The organism is Aquimarina sp. 2-A2 (assembly GCF_045505135.1).
Taxonomy (GTDB): Bacteria; Bacteroidota; Bacteroidia; order Flavobacteriales; family Flavobacteriaceae; genus Aquimarina; species Aquimarina intermedia.
This window is the reverse complement of record NZ_JBJKFI010000007.1, coordinates 232,217-250,567: the sequence shown is the minus strand read 5'-3', so window position 1 is coordinate 250,567 and position 18,351 is coordinate 232,217. Positions and strand designations below refer to the sequence as shown.

8 protein-coding genes and 2 tRNA genes are annotated in these 18,351 nt (G+C 35.7%); 7 read left to right on the top strand and 3 right to left on the bottom strand.

The window, feature by feature from the left end; all coding sequences use genetic code 11:
* The first annotated feature begins 1 nt into the window (after nt 1).
* Nucleotides 2-1,129 (top strand): 2-amino-4-hydroxy-6-hydroxymethyldihydropteridine diphosphokinase, encoded by a 1,128-nt coding sequence (folK, locus tag ACJRPK_RS15970; protein WP_407141413.1) that lies wholly within the window; start codon nt 2-4, stop codon nt 1,127-1,129.
* On the opposite strand, the gene ACJRPK_RS15965 is transcribed toward folK, so the two are convergent.
* Nucleotides 1,126-2,436, bottom strand: a complete 1,311-nt coding sequence (locus ACJRPK_RS15965) for a dipeptidase (RefSeq protein ID WP_407141412.1) — start codon at nt 2,434-2,436, stop codon at nt 1,126-1,128. The genes folK and ACJRPK_RS15965 overlap by 4 nt on opposite strands.
* A 22-nt stretch (nt 2,437-2,458) precedes the next feature.
* Complete coding sequence (locus ACJRPK_RS15960; protein ID WP_407141411.1) at nt 2,459-3,001, bottom strand: RNA methyltransferase; 543 nt, start codon at nt 2,999-3,001, stop codon at nt 2,459-2,461.
* A 229-nt stretch (nt 3,002-3,230) separates the two neighbouring features.
* On the opposite strand from ACJRPK_RS15960, the gene mutS reads away from it, so the two are divergent.
* From mutS to ACJRPK_RS15945, 3 genes are all read left to right on the top strand, one after another.
* Entirely contained in the window at nt 3,231-5,822 is a 2,592-nt protein-coding gene (gene mutS / locus ACJRPK_RS15955) for a DNA mismatch repair protein MutS (RefSeq protein WP_407141429.1), read from the top strand.
* A gap of 96 nt (nt 5,823-5,918) precedes the next feature.
* Nucleotides 5,919-5,990: transfer RNA gene (locus ACJRPK_RS15950), tRNA-Gly, on the top strand.
* A gap of 17 nt (nt 5,991-6,007) precedes the next feature.
* Nucleotides 6,008-6,093, top strand: a tRNA-Leu gene (locus ACJRPK_RS15945).
* 219 nt (nt 6,094-6,312) lie between these two features.
* On the opposite strand, the gene ACJRPK_RS15940 is transcribed toward ACJRPK_RS15945, so the two are convergent.
* Nucleotides 6,313-10,359, bottom strand: a complete 4,047-nt coding sequence (locus tag ACJRPK_RS15940; RefSeq protein WP_407141410.1) for a two-component regulator propeller domain-containing protein — start codon at nt 10,357-10,359, stop codon at nt 6,313-6,315.
* Nucleotides 10,360-10,951: 592 nt separating this feature from the next.
* On the opposite strand from ACJRPK_RS15940, the gene ACJRPK_RS15935 reads away from it, so the two are divergent.
* The 3 genes from ACJRPK_RS15935 (at nt 10,952) to ACJRPK_RS15925 (ending at nt 18,343) form a co-directional block, all read left to right on the top strand.
* On the top strand, nt 10,952-14,257 hold the full coding sequence (locus tag ACJRPK_RS15935; RefSeq protein WP_407141409.1) for a cellulase family glycosylhydrolase: 3,306 nt from the start codon (nt 10,952-10,954) through the stop codon (nt 14,255-14,257).
* A 71-nt stretch (nt 14,258-14,328) separates the two neighbouring features.
* Nucleotides 14,329-16,161 (top strand): polysaccharide lyase, encoded by a 1,833-nt coding sequence (locus ACJRPK_RS15930; RefSeq protein ID WP_407141408.1) that lies wholly within the window; start codon nt 14,329-14,331, stop codon nt 16,159-16,161.
* 73 nt (nt 16,162-16,234) lie between these two features.
* Entirely contained in the window at nt 16,235-18,343 is a 2,109-nt protein-coding gene (locus ACJRPK_RS15925; RefSeq protein WP_407141407.1) for an Ig-like domain-containing protein, read from the top strand.
* The last annotated feature ends 8 nt before the right edge of the window (nt 18,344-18,351 follow it).

Sequence of the window (18,351 nt, the reverse complement as noted above, 5' to 3'; positions counted from 1 at the left end):
TTTGAGTAAACCAAACACAATTTATATCTCCCTCGGGAGCAATAAGGGCGATAGGCTAAGTTTTTTACAAAAAGCGGTAAATGAAATATTTACTCATGTAGGTGCTGTCATTACTATATCGGGAGTATACCAGACACCTGCCTTAGGCTTTAAGAGTGATGACTTTTACAATAGTTGTATCGAAGTGACTACGTATTTGACCACTCAAGAAACGTTGGACACACTCTTAAGTATTGAAAAACAATTAGGGCGTCATCGCAGCGTGGGGGTAGATTACGAGGCAAGAACTATCGATTTAGATATTATTTTGTCGACCGAAGGGAATGTATCTACAAATGATTTGATTGTACCACATCCCAGAATGCAGGATCGCAAATTTGTGTTGGTACCTTTAAATGAAATTGCTTCCTCCGCTTTACACCCAATTTTCGACAAAGAAATAGGCGAACTCTTAGAAAATACTTCGGACACATCCGTCATTCAAAAGATAGAGGATACGCTGCTTGCACCCAAATCTAAATTTGCACTATCTTCTTTTCAATATCTTACTATTGAAGGAAATATTGGTGCGGGAAAAACCAGCTTGTCCAATCAGATTGCAGAGGAGTTTAATGCTAAACTGGTGCTTGAGCGCTTTGCAGATAATCCATTTTTACCTAAGTTTTATGAGGATATGGAACGCTATGCATTTCCGTTAGAAATGTCCTTCTTAGCAGATCGATACCAACGACTTCAGGATGATATTGGGCAACTAGATTTGTTTAAAGATTTTGTGGTAAGTGATTATGACATTTATAAATCCCTCATTTTTGCCAAAGTAACATTACAGCCGGAAGAGTATGGTTTATATAAAAAGGTGTTTGATATTATGTATTCAAACCTCCCCAAACCCGGCTTATACGTTTACTTATATCAAAACACTGAGCGATTACTTGAGAATATCAAGAAAAGAGGGCGTGCTTACGAAAAAGACATCGCTCCCGAGTACCTTGAAAAGATAAACAAAGGTTATTTTGAATTCATTAAATCTCAAAAAGACCGCCATGTAAAAATTATCGATATCTCTGATCGTGACTTTGTGAGCAACCGATCCGATTATATTTGGATTCTAGAGAAAATATTAGACTAAACTGATTTTTTGGATTGTATTTCTTTAGCGACTTGTTGTACTTCGTCCAGCACCCTTAACAAATTACCGCTCCATAACTTTTCAATTTGCGCTTCGGTATAGCCTCTTTTGACGAGTTCGAGTGTAACATTAAACGTTTCTGATGCGTCGCTCCAACCCTCAATACCGCCACCACCATCAAAATCTGAGCTGATACCTACATGATCAATTCCCATTTTCTCAACCATATAGTCAATGTGATTTACATAATCGACAACATCCACTCTGGGAGGAAGATTTTTCATAGAATTCATCTTTTTCAGATGCATAGGGCGTAGTTTTTCTACGAATTTCAGGTAAGCATCTTTTTCTTCCTGTTGAAGGGCTGCTACCTCTTTACGCTCTAACCAAGTGCCGCCCATCGAATCAGCGATTTCTTTTGCAATTTCTTTTTCTTTAGCTATTCGCAGATCAGATTTTTCAGTGTTCAAATAGGTACGAAAAGCTACGGTTTGAACCACGCCGCCATTTTCTTTCATCCATTGCAATTGCTCATCGTCAAGATTTCGACTATGATCGCAAAGTGCTCTTGCAGAGGAGTGTGAGGCAATGATAGGAGCTTTGGTAAGTTCAATCATTTGTCTCATAGCCTCTTTGGATGGATGAGAGACATCAATCATCATTCCCACACGATTCATCTCGACAATAACCTCTTTACCTAGTTCACTTAAACCATTGTGCAACCAGATACTGTCATTCTCACCGGTATTAGAATCCGATAATTGACTGTGACCCTGATGCGATAATGACATATAGCGCCCGCCTAAGTCATAAAACCGTTGTACATTTTCGATCTCGGTACCCACGGGATATCCATTTTCGATTCCTATCATAGCGACTTTTTTACCTTTGCTGTGAATCTCACGAACCTGAGCAGAGGTTACTGCTAACTCAATTTCATTAGGAGCAATATCATCGACCAGTCTATAGATAGCTTCAAATTTTGTTATTGCATTTTTATACGCTTTCTCATAGCCTTGGGGAGTCAAGCTGTCTTGTCTCGTATACACGATAAACCATGCCACATCTAATCCCCCGGATTTCATTTTGGGCAATGTCACCTGAGTATCCAGATTTTGAGTATAGTTTTTTAGCGTTGTGAAATTATCCACGTTGATGTCGCAATGTGTGTCCAAGGTGATTACTTTTTCATGAATAGCTTTTGCTTTTGAGTACAAGGGATCCGTCTGTTCTCCCGTGTTGTTTTTCTCTTGTTTACACGAAAGAAGGAACAAGATAATTGTAGTAAAAAGCGCAAGATTTTTCATAAATAGAGATGCTAAATGGTTGTTACGATGTTTTAAATTTACAAAACAAATCCCATAAAACAACTCCGGCACTTACTGAAATATTTAAGGAATGCTTACTGCCATATTGCGGAATTTCAATAACTGCGTCACTCTGGTTAACTACGGTTTGTTGTACCCCCTTAACTTCGTTGCCAAAAACAACAGCATATTTTTGATTAGCTTCGGGAGCAAAATCATTCAACATAATCGCTTGTTCTGCCTGTTCTATTGCGAGGATTTTGATGTTGTCTTCTTTCAATGCTTCTACCAAGGCTAGGGTGTCCTCTTTATACTCCCAGGAAACAGTGTCAGTAGCACCAAGTGCGGTTTTCTGAATGTCTTTATGTGGCGGAGTAGCTGTAATGCCACACAGATATATTTTTTCAATGATAAAAGCGTCACCTGTTCTAAAAACAGATCCAATATTGTTTAGACTTCGAATGTTATCTAAAATAACAATGATAGGTGTTTTTGATGCGGATTTAAATTCTTCGACGGTCTTGCGATCTAACTCGCTATTTTTTAATTTTCTTTTTGCATGCATGCTACAAAAATAAGGGAAGCAATTTAATATATGGGTATGGAAATGACGGAATAGGGAAATGGATTTCTCACGTTCCAAGACCTTTGGAAAACTGCCTTTATTGTGAATAAAAAAAGTATAACTCAGCAAGAGTGAATTTTTTAAAAGAATACGGAATACTTACTTTAGCAGGATTCAAATAAAGACATAACTTTTGGCAGCAAGTAAGAACAAAAAAGTGACCCCTTTAATGAAGCAGTACAATGCCATCAAAGCTAAGTATCCTGATGCATTATTGCTTTTTAGAGTGGGAGATTTCTACGAGACATTTGGCGAGGACGCGATACGATCTGCAAGAATCCTCAATATTGTATTGACTAAAAGAGGAAATGGAAGTGAGACCGAAACTGCCTTGGCAGGGTTTCCACACCACTCGCTTAATACCTATTTACCCAAATTAGTTAAGGCGGGAGAGCGTGTGGCTATTTGTGATCAATTAGAAGACCCCAAACAAACTAAAACGATTGTCAAGCGAGGCGTTACAGAATTGGTAACACCTGGTGTAGCTTTAAATGATGAGGTTTTAAACAGTAAGACCAACAATTTTTTGTGTGCGGTACATTATGGTAAAAAATCCCTGGGAATTGCGTTCTTGGATGTCTCTACGGGAGAATTTCTTACTGCTCAGGGGGATGTAGCGTATATCGATAAGTTGATACAGAACTTTAATCCTAGCGAAGTGTTAGTTTCTAAAGCCAATAAGAAAAACTTTGTTAAGGATTTTGGAGAAGATCATCATGTATTCTTTTTAGAAGACTGGGTGTTTAAGACAGATTATACCTATGAAACTTTAAATACACATTTTAAAACCACTTCGTTGAAAGGATTTGGAGTGGATCATTTAACCGAAGGTAGCATAGCATCTGGCGTAATTTTACATTATTTGGGTGAAACGCAGCATCACAACATTCAGCATATTACCTCACTACAGCGTATTGCCGAAGAGCGTTATATCTGGATGGATCGATTTACGATTCGTAACCTGGAATTATATCATTCAACTGCGGTGAATGCAGTTACCTTACTGGATGTAATCGATAAAACTATTTCTCCTATGGGAGGCCGTGTTTTAAAACGATGGTTAGCACTTCCGTTAAAGGATAGTGATGCAATATACCGAAGACAGGAGGTGGTAGCATACCTTAAATCAACAGCCGATGAAAAACAAAAGTTAACTATACAACTCAAGCGTATTGGTGATATCGAACGTTTGATATCAAAGGTCGCCACCGGTAAAGTTTGTCCGAGAGAAGTGGTACAGCTCAAAAACTCTCTGGAAGCTATCGAGCCGATTAAAATTCTGGCGACAAAGAGTAAAAATGAATCACTCAAAAAAATGGGAGAACAGTTGCATGACTGTGAACTCTTGCGAACAAAAATCAAAAGTACCCTAAACGAAGAAGCACCCGTAAATATTTTAAAAGGAAATACAATTGCTAATGGTGTGGTGAGCGAATTAGATGAATTGAGAGCCATTGCATTTTCAGGTAAAGATTATTTGGATAAGATGCTAGCCCGTGAAACGGAAGCTACCGGGATAAGCTCTCTTAAGATAGCGTCTAATAATGTGTTTGGATATTATATTGAAGTACGTAATACACACCGTGATAAAGTTCCGGATACCTGGATTCGCAAACAAACTCTGGTAAATGCAGAGCGATATATTACGGAAGAGCTAAAGGAATACGAAGAAAAAATTTTAGGTGCAGAAGAAAAAATTCTCATACTTGAGCAGCAACTGTTTAGTGAATTGGTACTTTGGTTGGCAGATTATATACAGCCCATACAGCGTAATGCTGCATTGATTGGAGAATTGGATTGTTTGGCATCTTTTGCACAGTTGGCTGAAGAAAACGACTATTGCCGACCCGTTTTGGATGATTCATATGCTTTAGATATCAAAAATGGTCGTCACCCTGTGATAGAAAAACAATTACCGGTTGGAGAGCCCTATATTGCCAATGACGTTCAGCTTGATAATCAAAATCAGCAAATGATTATGATTACAGGACCGAATATGAGTGGTAAGTCAGCAATTTTACGACAAACAGCACTTATAGTATTGCTTGCACAAATGGGAAGCTTTGTGCCGGCAGAAGCCGCGCATCTTGGCGTAGTTGATAAAATATTTACGAGAGTAGGGGCGAGTGACAATATCTCCATGGGCGAGTCAACGTTTATGGTCGAAATGAATGAAACCGCCAGTATTTTGAATAATATCTCTGATCGCAGTTTAGTATTACTTGATGAAATCGGACGAGGAACAAGTACTTATGACGGAATTTCGATTGCATGGGCGATTAGTGAGTTTTTACACGAGCATCCAGCGCGACCCAAAACCCTGTTTGCGACGCATTATCATGAGCTTAATGAGATGTGCGAAACCTTTGGGAGGATAAAAAATTATAATGTCTCTGTAAAAGAGCTCAAAGATACTGTTTTGTTTTTGCGAAAACTGGTACCTGGTGGCAGTGAGCACAGTTTTGGGATCCATGTAGCAAAAATGGCCGGTATGCCACAACAAGTGTTGCATCGGGCCAATAAAATGTTGAAAAAATTAGAGAAATCACATAGTAGCGAAGAGCTAACCGGTAAGATTAAGGATTTACAGGAGGAAGAAAAAGTACAGCTCAGTTTTTTTAATCTGGACGACCCGTTATTAGAACAAATCAAAGAAGAAATCCTGCATATTGACATTGATACCTTAACTCCCGTAGAAGCTTTGATGAAATTAAATGAAATTAAACGTATGTTAACCAGTAAGAAAGCTTCACAGGTGTAATTTTTTTTATTCTTTTTTACCAAAAAGCTTTGTCGTTTATAGAAATGTTTTAAATTTGCATCCGCAATCAGGTATTGCGTCGTTCTTAACAAAACTGCGAAAGTAGCTCAGGGGTAGAGCATCACCTTGCCAAGGTGAGGGTCGCGGGTTCAAATCCCGTCTTTCGCTCTGAGAAAATATACCATGCTGAAGTGGTGGAATTGGTAGACACGTTGGACTTAAAATCCAATGGGCTGTAAGGCCCGTGCGGGTTCAAGTCCCGCCTTCAGTACTTAACGGGACAACACCTAATAAAGGAGTTGTCCCGTTTTTATTTTGATCCAAAATTATTTGCTAATAAAAAGATTACTCCAAATAATAAATTAGTTTGTTGGGTTCAATAAATTAAAGGTGTTGTTAGCATTATACATCTGAATTCTATTTAATTCCTGCTTGCACCTTCCCTCAAATTTGTATAATTGCTCATCGGTGACTTCAGGCCGAAACAAAGCTAAGAATAAAATTGTTCCGCATATTGTGAAGGGGTTTTGTTATAATACTTTTTAAATGATTTCGAAAAATATTTTGGGTCTTTAAAACCGACTTTGTAACCGACTTCAGATACACTCAGTTCGCCAAGCTCTAAAAATTGTGTAGCTTTTCTCATGCGAATCGAATTAATAAACTCCTTAGGAGTAAAATTAGTCCAGTCTTTAATCTTTACAAAAAGCATGGTTCTACTTAGTCCCAATTCTGAGCAAAAATGAGGTATATCAAAATCGGTATTTTCAATATTGTTTTCTACAATTCTAATAGCTTTTTCCAATAACTTTTCTTCCAATGACAAGTTGTTTCCAGATTCGGCTATTGTAGTTGCTGTTTTTTGTTTTACTTTTTTAGAAGTACTGATTAAGTTTTTTATAACCAGAAGAAACTCTTTTATGTTGAATGGTTTTTCGATATAGGCATCGGCACCAGATTCTAGTCCTTCAAACTTATGTGACAGAGTGGATTTTGAAGTAAGTAAAATAATAGGGATATGACTTGTGCGATTATCATCTTTTAATTTAGAACAAAGAACAGTTCCTTCCATAATGGGCATAATTATATCACTGACAATAAGATCAGGTTGAATTCTATGTGCCTTTTTTAAACCTTCTTTTCCATTGCTTGCTTGTATTACAGTGTACTCTTTTTTCAGAAACTCTACTACAAAATCTCTAAATTCGCTGTTATCTTCAACAATAAGTATTGTTGACTTTCCTTCTTTTTTTTGTACACTGTCGATTTCAACCCTGTCAAAATACTTATGTTCATTAAATTGACCTTTGTAAGAAAAAGGCTCTATATTGATAGATTTCTCCTGGATAATTTCAGTATCTTTTAGATGATCCCTGCCAAGTTTTAAAATCACTATAAATTTAGTGCCTTGATCTTTATTGCTTTCTGCAAAAATCTCACCCTTATGCAATTCTATAGCTCTTTTGGCAATGAATAATCCAATCCCACTGCCTTGATTAAAATGTTTTTGGTATTCTACTTGACTAGCGGTTTCATAGTATCGCTCAAAGATTTTATTCATGAAATTAGGGTCAATCCCTTTACCATTATCAGAGATTTCGATAATTGCATTTTTGTCTTTTTGGTAAACTTTCACTTTTATTTTACCTCCGTGTGGGGTATATTTAAAGGCATTAGATATAATATTATAGAACACCTTTTCTAGTTTATTATGATCATAAAATACATGAACTTCTTCAGCAATATTTTCGAACGAATAAGAGTAATTTTCTAGACTAGCATATTCTTGAAAAGAATTAAATACTTCTTTTAAAAAAGGAATCAGGTTTTCCTTTTTGGCTTGCAACTTAGAATGCTTATTCTCAAATGTTCTGAAATCCAGTAATTGATTTGTAAGCCTAAGCAGTTGACCGGCATTGCGTTCTATAATGAGTAATTTTTTGTAGGTTTCCTTAGTACCTGTATAGTTTTCGATTAGTTGCTGTAGGGGGGCAAGTATAAGCGTTAGTGGGGTTCTGAAATCATGTGAAATATTGGTAAAAAAGTCTAACTTAGATTTATTAATTTCTTCCTGTTTACTTTTTGCTATACGCTCAGATTTCAGTTTGCCTGTAAGTATTATTTTTGCCTTTATGTTGGTGAATATTTGGTATAAAATTAATGAAACGATCAAAAAATATATAACAAAGGCAAGCGGTGTTTTCCATAACGCAGCTTTTATTGTTATAGTTAGTGTTGTAGGTTTTTCACTCCAGGATTCATTATTATTAGCATCTTTTACTTCAAACGTGTACGAACCAGGTCTTTGAATAGTATAACTCGCTTCATGATTTTTGGTAAATTTCCAATCACTATTTAATCCATTAAGTCGATATGCGTATCGGTTATTTGCCGCATTTATATAATTGGGAGTTGCAAAATTCAACGAGAACGAAGATTCATTGTGCTCCAACACAACTTTATCCATAAATGAAATGCTTTTGCCAAGATTTTCGCCGTTAATTTTTAATCCTGTCAATATCACAGTGGACTCATAATTATTCTTTTGTAGTTCGTTAGGGTTAAAAAATGAAACACCTTTTATACCTCCAAAATATAAATTTCCATTGCTTCCTTTTAAATAAGAATTACTGATAAACTCATTTCCCAAAAAACCTTCTGTTTGATTGTAGACTATGGATTCTTCGGTTATAGAGTTATATCGAACCATTCCAAGATTACTACTTATCCATAAATAATGTTGATTGTCCTCAACAATACTGTAAGCAGTTGTAACACTTGTGTTCAGAAGGTTTAGATTCAATTCTTCAAAAGTATTATTCTTAAGCTTTAGTACTCCTCGTTCTTTGGTTCCAATAAAAATCTGATCTTTGCTATCTTGATAAATACACATAATGTTGTGTCCATAGGTTTTTTGGTTATCAAAAAGGAAACGTTTTATGGTAGGGTTATCCCTTAGAATCTGATCTTTTTCAATTTTATTTAGACCTTTATCAGTGCCGACCCATAAATTACCTTTACTGTCCAAAAAAACACACCGTACTCTATTATTCGTTAAGGACTTATCATTTAATATCTGATGTGCAATCTGATTAACTTTTTGTGACGCCGTATCGTATACTATGACACCCTTTCCAAAAGTTCCAATAATAATATTAGTATCGATTTTTGTGATTGAATAAACACCAAGATCTGATAATAAAGCGTTTAGTTTTTCATGAGTGGATGAATCGAAAGATTTTGTGGAAATTTTGAAACATTCGACACCATTTTTTAGTGTACCAATCCATAAGTTATCCCCATCCAATAGTAAGGATTTGACATTGGTGTCGGATAATTTAGAGTTTAATGCTTCTGTTAATTCATGACAGGTTTTGCCATTTCTATAAATAACAGTTACACCATTACCTTCTGTTCCAACGTAAAGATTACCTTTCGAATCTTCAACTAATGAACTAACAACTCCTAGTTGATAAGCTTGATCTCCTTTGGTTTTATAAAGTGTATGAAAATTATTGTTATAGATATCCCATAAGTTTACTCCGCCGTAATAGGTACCAATCCATATAGAGCCATTAAGATCTGTAAAAATCTCTTTGACACTATTCTTGCTTAAACTTTTAGGATTACCCGGTTGATGAGTTATTTTACTTACTTTATGATCATTTCTTTTTATATATAAACCATTATAAGTTCCTATCCATAAATTAGTATTATGATCATATTCTAATCTTCGTATATCTGTACTAGGTATTGTGTCGTTATTTGCATCTTTGTAGGGTATAAAACGATTATCCTCTTTATTAAATACAAGTAGGCCATTATGTTTTGTGCCAATCAATAAATTATCATTAGTATCTTCATTAATTGCCTGTATAAATAGTGGATTTGATGCCGTAAAGTTTTCAAACGTTAACTTGTATATATCATTACCAATTACTTTTTGAATTCCTGTAGAAGTTCCTATCCAAATACTCTCATTTTTATCCTGAAAAATTTCAATTATAAAATTATTAATAAGGCTAGAAGGGGTGCTGTCATTTTTTCTATAGCCTATTAGTCTTTCTTTATTTTGATCATAAATGAATAACCCATCAGAAGAAGCAAACCATAAGGTTTGATCATTTATTTGCTTTATGGTACGTACAGAATAATGGGATACAGTATTCTTTTCTGAAGAATATAGAAATCTTTTAAATGTTTCTGTTCTTGGATCAAAACGATTTAGACCGTTATGAGTTCCGACCCAAATAAAACCTTCTTTATCTTCCTTTATTGATAAAATGTCATTGTTGCTCAAAGAGGTAGAATCATTAGAGATATTCTTATACACAGTGACCTCTTCGCCATCGTATTTATTAAGTCCATCACGAGTTCCAATCCACATTTGACCAAACTGATCCTGCTCTATGGCTACTACAGTACTTTGCGATAAGCCTTCAGAGACAGAGAAATGAATGAAGTTATTGAAACTAGATTCCTGAGAAAAAGCAAAGAGATGTATCAAAAATACAAAGGGTGTAATTGCTCTTTTCATTTTTGGGGTGTAGATATGATTGGTTAACTATACATATAACGCTAATTTGACAGAATATTATGAAATAATGAAGTTGGACAACGTCATTTTTTATTTAAAGCTCAACTTTTTTAAAGAAACAAAGCTGTTAAAAGTATTATTTAAAATACTTGAAAATCAAATACTTGGACAAAAACACTCCATAAATCGGACTTTTATAACCTCTTTAATCCTTAACATTGTTTTGGAAATTAATTACACGTACCCCTTGTAATTACTTTTTAATATTGATCGTATAAAACAGTTGGGAAAAATAAATAATAACGTTAAACACAAACCTTATGAAACCTATGAGAGTCCCAAAGTCTGTAAAAATTCATTTATAGCACAAATTTTTTGTTGCACACCTGGAAGATCCGGTTTCCTTTTTCGTGATCTATAAGGTGATTGCTTTATTTTTTTATGTATTAGGTTTTAGCATTATATGCCCATGCATCGTCTATGCCTAATAAAGAATGTGTAGAATTAAACTATAATTTCTAATAGTTAGAGGGAATTATTGGTAAGAGTCTATACGTAAAATGTATAACAAATCAACAAACTCAAAAACATCATGAAAATGAAAGTAAACTACTGTTATGGTTTAAAGCCAACGACCAAATCATTGTTTTTCCTTGCTTTATTATTCAGTTTTACTATTTGCGCACAGACAGTTGTGCAGAAACACGGTAGACTACAAGTAAACGGAAATAAAATCGTGAATAAAAATAATGTCCCTACCAGCCTTGCCGGAAATAGCTTGTTTTGGAGCAATGCCGGAGATAGTTCAGATTTTTATAATGCCGAAACAGTAAGCCATTTAGCCAGCAACTGGAATAGCTCGATTATAAGAGTAGCCATGGGAGTTAAGGAAACTTGGGACGGAGGAACCGGCTATATTGATAGTCCGGAAGCTCAAAAAAATAAGATAAGAAAAGTAATAGATGCCGCCATCGCTAACGGAATCTATGTAATCATAGATTGGCATACCCACGAAGCCGAAAAATACCAAAGTGAAGCTGTTACCTTCTTCACAGAAATGGCGCAATTATATGGGGATAAGGATAATGTGATCTATGAAATCTATAATGAACCTATCGGACAGTCTTGGTCTGAAATTAAATCGTATGCAAATGCAGTAATTGCAGGGATACGGTCAAAAGATCCTGATAATTTGATTATCGTTGGTTCATCTACATGGTCACAAGATGTAGATATTGCTTCAAATGATCCTATAAATGACAATAATACAGCGTACACCTTGCATTTTTATGCAGGTACACATAGTCAAGGCTTAAGAAATAAGGCAATCACAGCAATGAATAATGGAATACCTCTTTTTGCTACAGAATGGGGATCAGTAAATGCCGATGGTAATGGTTCATCTAATGTTGCAGAAACCGAAAAATGGATGGCATTCTTCAAAGAACATAGCATAAGCCATGCTAATTGGGCAATTAGTGATAAAAATGAAGGAGCTTCTTCAGTACAGAGTGGAGCCGGAGTTTCGGGTCTACAAAGTAACCAACTTACAGCTACAGGTAACTTTATTAAAAGTATTATTAAAAATTGGTCAGGAAACATTGTAAATCCTGATCCAAGCGGAACGATCAATTGTAATACGGTAGCTTGTATCCGAAACGCGATGCAAAACGCTCAACCAGGAGATGAGATCATAATTGCTTCAGGAACCTATGAAGCTCCGGACAAAATTAATATAGGAGGAAGAGCTGCCAGATTTGCTTCAAACAAAAATGGAACAGCTGCTAAACCTATCATTATAAGAGCAGAAAATCCATCAAATCCGCCAATATTAAAAGGTGAAAATGGAAAGCATGATGGGTATGTATTGCATATGTTAGGTGATTATTGGCAAATAAAAAATATTATTTTCGAAGAAGGCTCTAAAGGAATTGTATTGGACAATGCCAATCGTGGAATTTTAGAAAATGTAACTGTCCGAGAACTAGGAGAAGAAGGTATACACCTAAGAGATGGTTCTAGTAATAACTTGGTAAAGAATTGTAAAGTATATAATACAGGAATCAAAAAACCAGGAATAGGAGAAGGACTTTACGTTGGGTCTGATAAAGGCCAACATGATCAATATAATAGAGACTGTAATAATAACACAATAGATGGTTGTATTGTTGGACCAAATGTTACTGCCGAAGGTGTTGATGTTAAAGAAGGTACCAAGAATACAATCATTAGAAATTGTACTTTTTCTGCCAAAGGGATATCCGGACAAAATAGTGCTGATGCTTTTATTGACCTAAAAGGAGCTTATGCATTTGTATATAACAATACCTTTAATCTTGATGGCTCTACTATTATAAATGCTGGTGTTGATTTCTTGGACAGAGGTACAGGGTACAACACAGGGTATCGAAACGCAATTTTTAATAATACCTTTAATCTTGAAGGAAGGGGTAATGAGATTCAAACGGCGAGAAAAAAACAAGGTGACCCTTCAGAAATTCACGTTTGGAACAATACTCGAAATCCTAATACTCCAGATTTCCCGGTAAGTGATGGAACGATAAATTATGTAACGCAATCTTGCCCAAGCTGGAACATAGTCCCATGTTCAGGAGGTGGTAATCAAGATCCGACGGTAAGTATTATATCGCCTTCTAACGGAGCTAATTTTGATATAGGAACAAGTATCCAAATTAAAGCAAATGCAAATGATCCTGACGGATCGGTAACTAAAGTTGAGTTTTTTAAGGGAAGCACAAGACTTGGTCAAGATACTAGTGCGCCATATTCTTATACGATTAATAATGCTTCAGAAGGAACTTACGCACTAACTGCAAGAGCTACCGACAATGATGGAGCGATCACAACTTCTAGTATCATAAATGTTACAGTCTCTGGTAGTACTGGCGGAGGTAACATACCTCCAGCAGTTTCTTTTCAAAACCCAAGTGGTAATCTATCTGTAGATATAGGATATAGCTTATATGTAAAAGTTAATGCATCGGATAGTGATGGTCAAATAAATAATGTGAAGCTATACATTGATAACAACTTTGTAAGACAAGAGAGCATTGATCCTTTCGAGTGGGGGCATGCTACCTCCCCAAATCCAAATGAAGTAAATAATTTATCAGTTGGAACTCACATTTTTAAAGCAGTAGCAACGGACAACGAGGGAACGACTTCCGAAACCACCTTTACGCTAACTGTAAGAAGCAAAGATACTGGTGGTAGCAGTACGTGTAGTTTTGGAACTCCGACCTCTAGTAGCCTACCAGCTTTTGATCAAGCTTCATACTCATACATACATGTTTTAGGTAACGGTGGTCCGGCCCTAAACAATTTTAGAAAATTCAGTATTAACTGGAATCCACAATACAACGGATTATATCAATTTGCCCTAAATACCAATAACGGTGTTCCGAGTTATTATGTTGACCTAAGGCCTCTTAGTAATACTAAATTTAATACCGGTAATCCCGAAGTGACCATAAGCAATTCTGGATTTAATGGCTTGGATGGATCCTATTGGGTAACCAAGGATGGAGCCAATTTTGTGATGGTTTCTAAAACAGGGGATTTTACAATCTATTTCAGTAATTCGGCCACAGTACCTAATTGTAGTAATAGCATCCAGTCTTTTTCAAGAGTAGATATGAAAACGACTGCCGCAAAAATATATCCAAACCCTGCTGAAGGAGACATACTAACAATTTCAAATATTCCACAAGCAAATACAAAGCTGGAAATCAAAGATATTCAAGGAAAAACTGTTTTACGTCAATCTATTCTTGAAACTACTGTTACTATTGATATTTCTGAGCTAGAGGCTGGTTTATATATTATTATCGTAAGAGGAAATAAATACAAAGAAATGTCACGACTTTTAAAGAAATAAAATCAGTCAAACATCTTTTAAAAACCGGGTAAAATATATTTGCCCGGTTACTATAACTAAACACCCCAAATATGATTCTTTTCATAAAAAGAAGCCTGATATCAATAGTTTTGGTATTATTAACAACTACTGTTTACGCTCAGGAAAATTATGTATATCAAAATGATTTTGATCATATAAGATTGGGTCCTATAAACAAAGAACAATCAAAAACGCTCCTAAAATTTAATTCCTGTAATGGCTGTGATGAGGGTTTTCTCAGAAGCATTCCCAGCGATAGAGGTTCTGGAAATTGTTTAGAGGTTAAGTTTCCAAAAAATAAATCTACACCTTCTGACAGTGGTATAAATGGAAAAATATTCTTTGATGTGTCTAATTCGCCAACTGGAGAAGGATATAGAGAATTATATGTTAGTTTTTGGGTAAAATTTCTGGGAGATTTTGATTTTGTTAAAGGAGGTAAAATCCCAGGTCCTGGTGGCAGAATGAACGGTCAGGACATGTCGTTACGATTAATGTGGAGAGAGGAAGGTAAAATAGAATTTTATGCACATTATAATACGCAGATCAATCAACAAACAAGAATTTGGTGGGATAATCAATCTGTAGGACAGGTTAAATTTCAGAAAAACAAATGGCATCATATAGAGATGCATTATAAACTGAATACTCTTGGTAATAATGATGGGATTATGGAAGGTTGGATTGATGGTGTCAAAGCAGCCGGTTTTTACGATGTGGATGACTTTATTGTTGATAGTGATGATGTAGGTTTATTGATGAATCACTTTTATTTTTCAACTTTTTTTGGAGGAAGTAGTAATAGTTCCTGGTGGGCAAATAATGACGAATTTGCTTATTTTGATGACTTCATTGTTTCTACTACTAGAATAGGAAATTCCGGAGACAATGGTGGTGATACAAATCAACCTCCAGTTGTATCATTCGCAACACCCTCTAGTGATATTATGGTTGAAGAAGGCTATAGTCTTGACATTAAAGTAAATGCTTCTGATGCTGATGGTAGTATTAGTAATGTAAAACTTTATGTAGATAATAATCTTATAAGACAAGAAAGTGTTGCTCCTTATGAGTGGGGACGTGATGGTTCTCCAAACCCAAATGAGGTAAACAATTTATCAGTTGGAACTCATATTTTTAAAGCAGTAGCCACAGATAATGAAGGATTAACTTCTGAAACTACTTTTACGCTCACCGTAAAAAATGTAGATACAGGAGGAGGAAATGAGTGCTCTTTTGGAGTTCCTCTTAATAATTCTTTACCAGCATTTGACAGTGTTTCGTTTTCTGAAGTACATGTTCTGGGAACTGGCGGTCCAGCTCTAAATAATTTCAGAAAGTTCAGTATTAACTGGAACCCTGCATACAACGGATTGTATCAATTTGCTATGAACACCAGTAATGGGGTTCCTTCTTATTATGTGGATCTAAAAAATAAACTTAGGCATACACTCGGACATTCAAACCCTTCTGTAGCAATTAATAATTCAGGAATATCCGGGTTAGATGGCTCCTATTGGGTAGCCAAAGACGGTGATAACTTTGTGATGGTGTCTAAAGATGGAGGATTTACATTATACTTTAGTAATTCTTCGATAGCACCTAATTGTTTTGATAGCTCTAGTAACAAGTTAGTAGTTGATGACTTTGCATTAGTAACTTATCCTAACCCTGTAAAAGATGTTTTACACATCTCAAATCTTTCTTCTTCTGTTTATAAAATAAGTGTATTTAATCTTCAGGGAAAGGAAATCATAACTAAAAAAGTAGGTAAAGACAAGTTTCAACTTAAGTTAAGTACGTACGATCTTGAAGCCGGTTTGTATTTTGTAAAAGTATATTGTTACAACAAAAAAGCGTTGAAAACACAATTCATAAAATAATAGTAAAGGAATGGATTAAATTGAAAATTAAAACGCAAGAAATATCAGAAATCTAAAACTAATTACTAAACTAATGGAAAAAAGTAAACTAACACTAGCAATTGTATTTGTATTTTTTTTAACAAATATAGCTGTTGAAGCACAAGAATTATGGTATGGAGACCCGAATAAAAGTGTAAAGAGCAGCTTCAGAAGATTTGATTCCGGAAATGCCGGTGATAATTGTAGTAATCAATCAAACAATTCATCAACGGCTACTACCGTAACTGATCCAGAATACGGAAAAGTATGGAGAATTCGTAAGCCCAAAGGGCAAAAAAGAGGAGAATTTGCCAGAACTACAGGGACAGTGAATAGCTATGTACCTAAAGATGGAGATGTTGTATATTATGGATGGAGATGGAAAATAGAGTCCACCCCTAATATTAACAGTGGCATTGCGGTATGGCAATGGAAGACCGATGCCAGTAACCAAAACAATACTCAAAACTATCCGCTTAATATGGGGTATGGAAATGGAAAACTGAGTCTGAGTGCTTGGGGTCCTTGTTATCCATCCTGGAATTCTTGTAGCGGATCTATTAGCCAACGCATGACTGTTTTGTGGAATAAATCCGTTCCCGAAGATACTTGGGTGAGTTTTGTTTTAAAAATAAAGATGTCCAGAAATAAAGATGTAGGATATGTAGAATTCTGGTATAATGGAGAGAAACAAACCTTAACCAATTCCGGATTTCAGGATTATAAGGTAAAATTATCTGCTGATGGCAAAAGAGCATATCACAAAACCTTTGATGGAACTGTTGTGTATCCAAAATGGGGGGCTTATAACGCTAACGCGTGCAACTTTGATGTAAGTGCCTATTATGATGAAATGAGAGTTGCTAAAACTTTGGGAGAGGCAACTCCTTCAGGTACCTCTTCTGGCAGTAATCAACCACCAACTGTTTCAATTACTAGCCCAAATCAAGCCAACTATAATGCAGGGAGCGATATCTTGGTAAATATCAATGCCAACGATACTGACGGTAGTATTACCAAACATGAGGTTTTTGTAAATGGTACATTGGTAGATACCGATGGAGATACTTATACACCATATCTAATAACTAATCTTCAGGAAGGAAACTATACTGTTAAAGTTGTAGTTACCGATAATGATGGAGCCAAAGCACAAGATACATTTACGCTTAATGTTACCTCAGAAAATATGCCACCAGTAGTTTCATTTATACAGCCATCATCCAATCTTACGGTTCAGGAAGGGTATGATATTTTCGTAGAAGCTACGGCTTCTGATACAAATGGATCAATAAGCAATTTGAAGTTGTATATCGACAACCAATTAGTACGACAAGAAAATGTAGCTCCGTATGAATGGGGACATGATGGATCACCTAACCCACAAGAAGTAAATGGCCTTACAGCAGGAACATATACCTTCAGGGTGGTAGCGACGGATAATCAGGGAATTACTGCACAAGATACTTTCACATTAACCGTACAAAATAATGATGGAGGTAGTAATAGCTGTTCCTTCGGGACACCAATGTCTGGCGGTATTGCAGCTATGGATAATATATCTTATACTAATGTCCATGTTTTAGGAAGTGGTGGGCCTAGTCTAAGTAACTTCAGAGAATTTTCAATTGACTGGGATCCAATCTACAACGGTCTTTACAAATTTGCAATTAATACCAATAATGGTGTACCTAGTTGGTATGTAAATTTTAGTGACACCATGTCTTATCAGTTACAAAATGCTAGTCCAGAGGTGACTTTATCGAATACCGGTTTCAGCGGTTTAGATGGTTCCTATTGGGTAGCCAGAGACGGAGATAGTTTTGTCATGGTATCAAAAACAGCAGGGTACACATTATATTTCAGTAATAATAATCAAGCCCCTTCTTGCGCTAATACAGCCAGACGAGATACGGTAAATAAAGACTCATTTTCCTTTTATCCGAATCCTGCTGATAAGTCAGTATTAATACAAAATATTGATCCATCTGTATATGAAATAATGATTTACGGCATCAACAGTCAAGTGGTTAAAAAGATAAAAGCAGGTAAAGAAGATTCAATTTCTATTGATGTTACATCCTTAAAAAATGGGCTTTATTTTATTGAGTTGAGGTCATCAAAAGAAGGAACAAGAAGATATAAAATGGTTAAAAACTAAAAAATGAC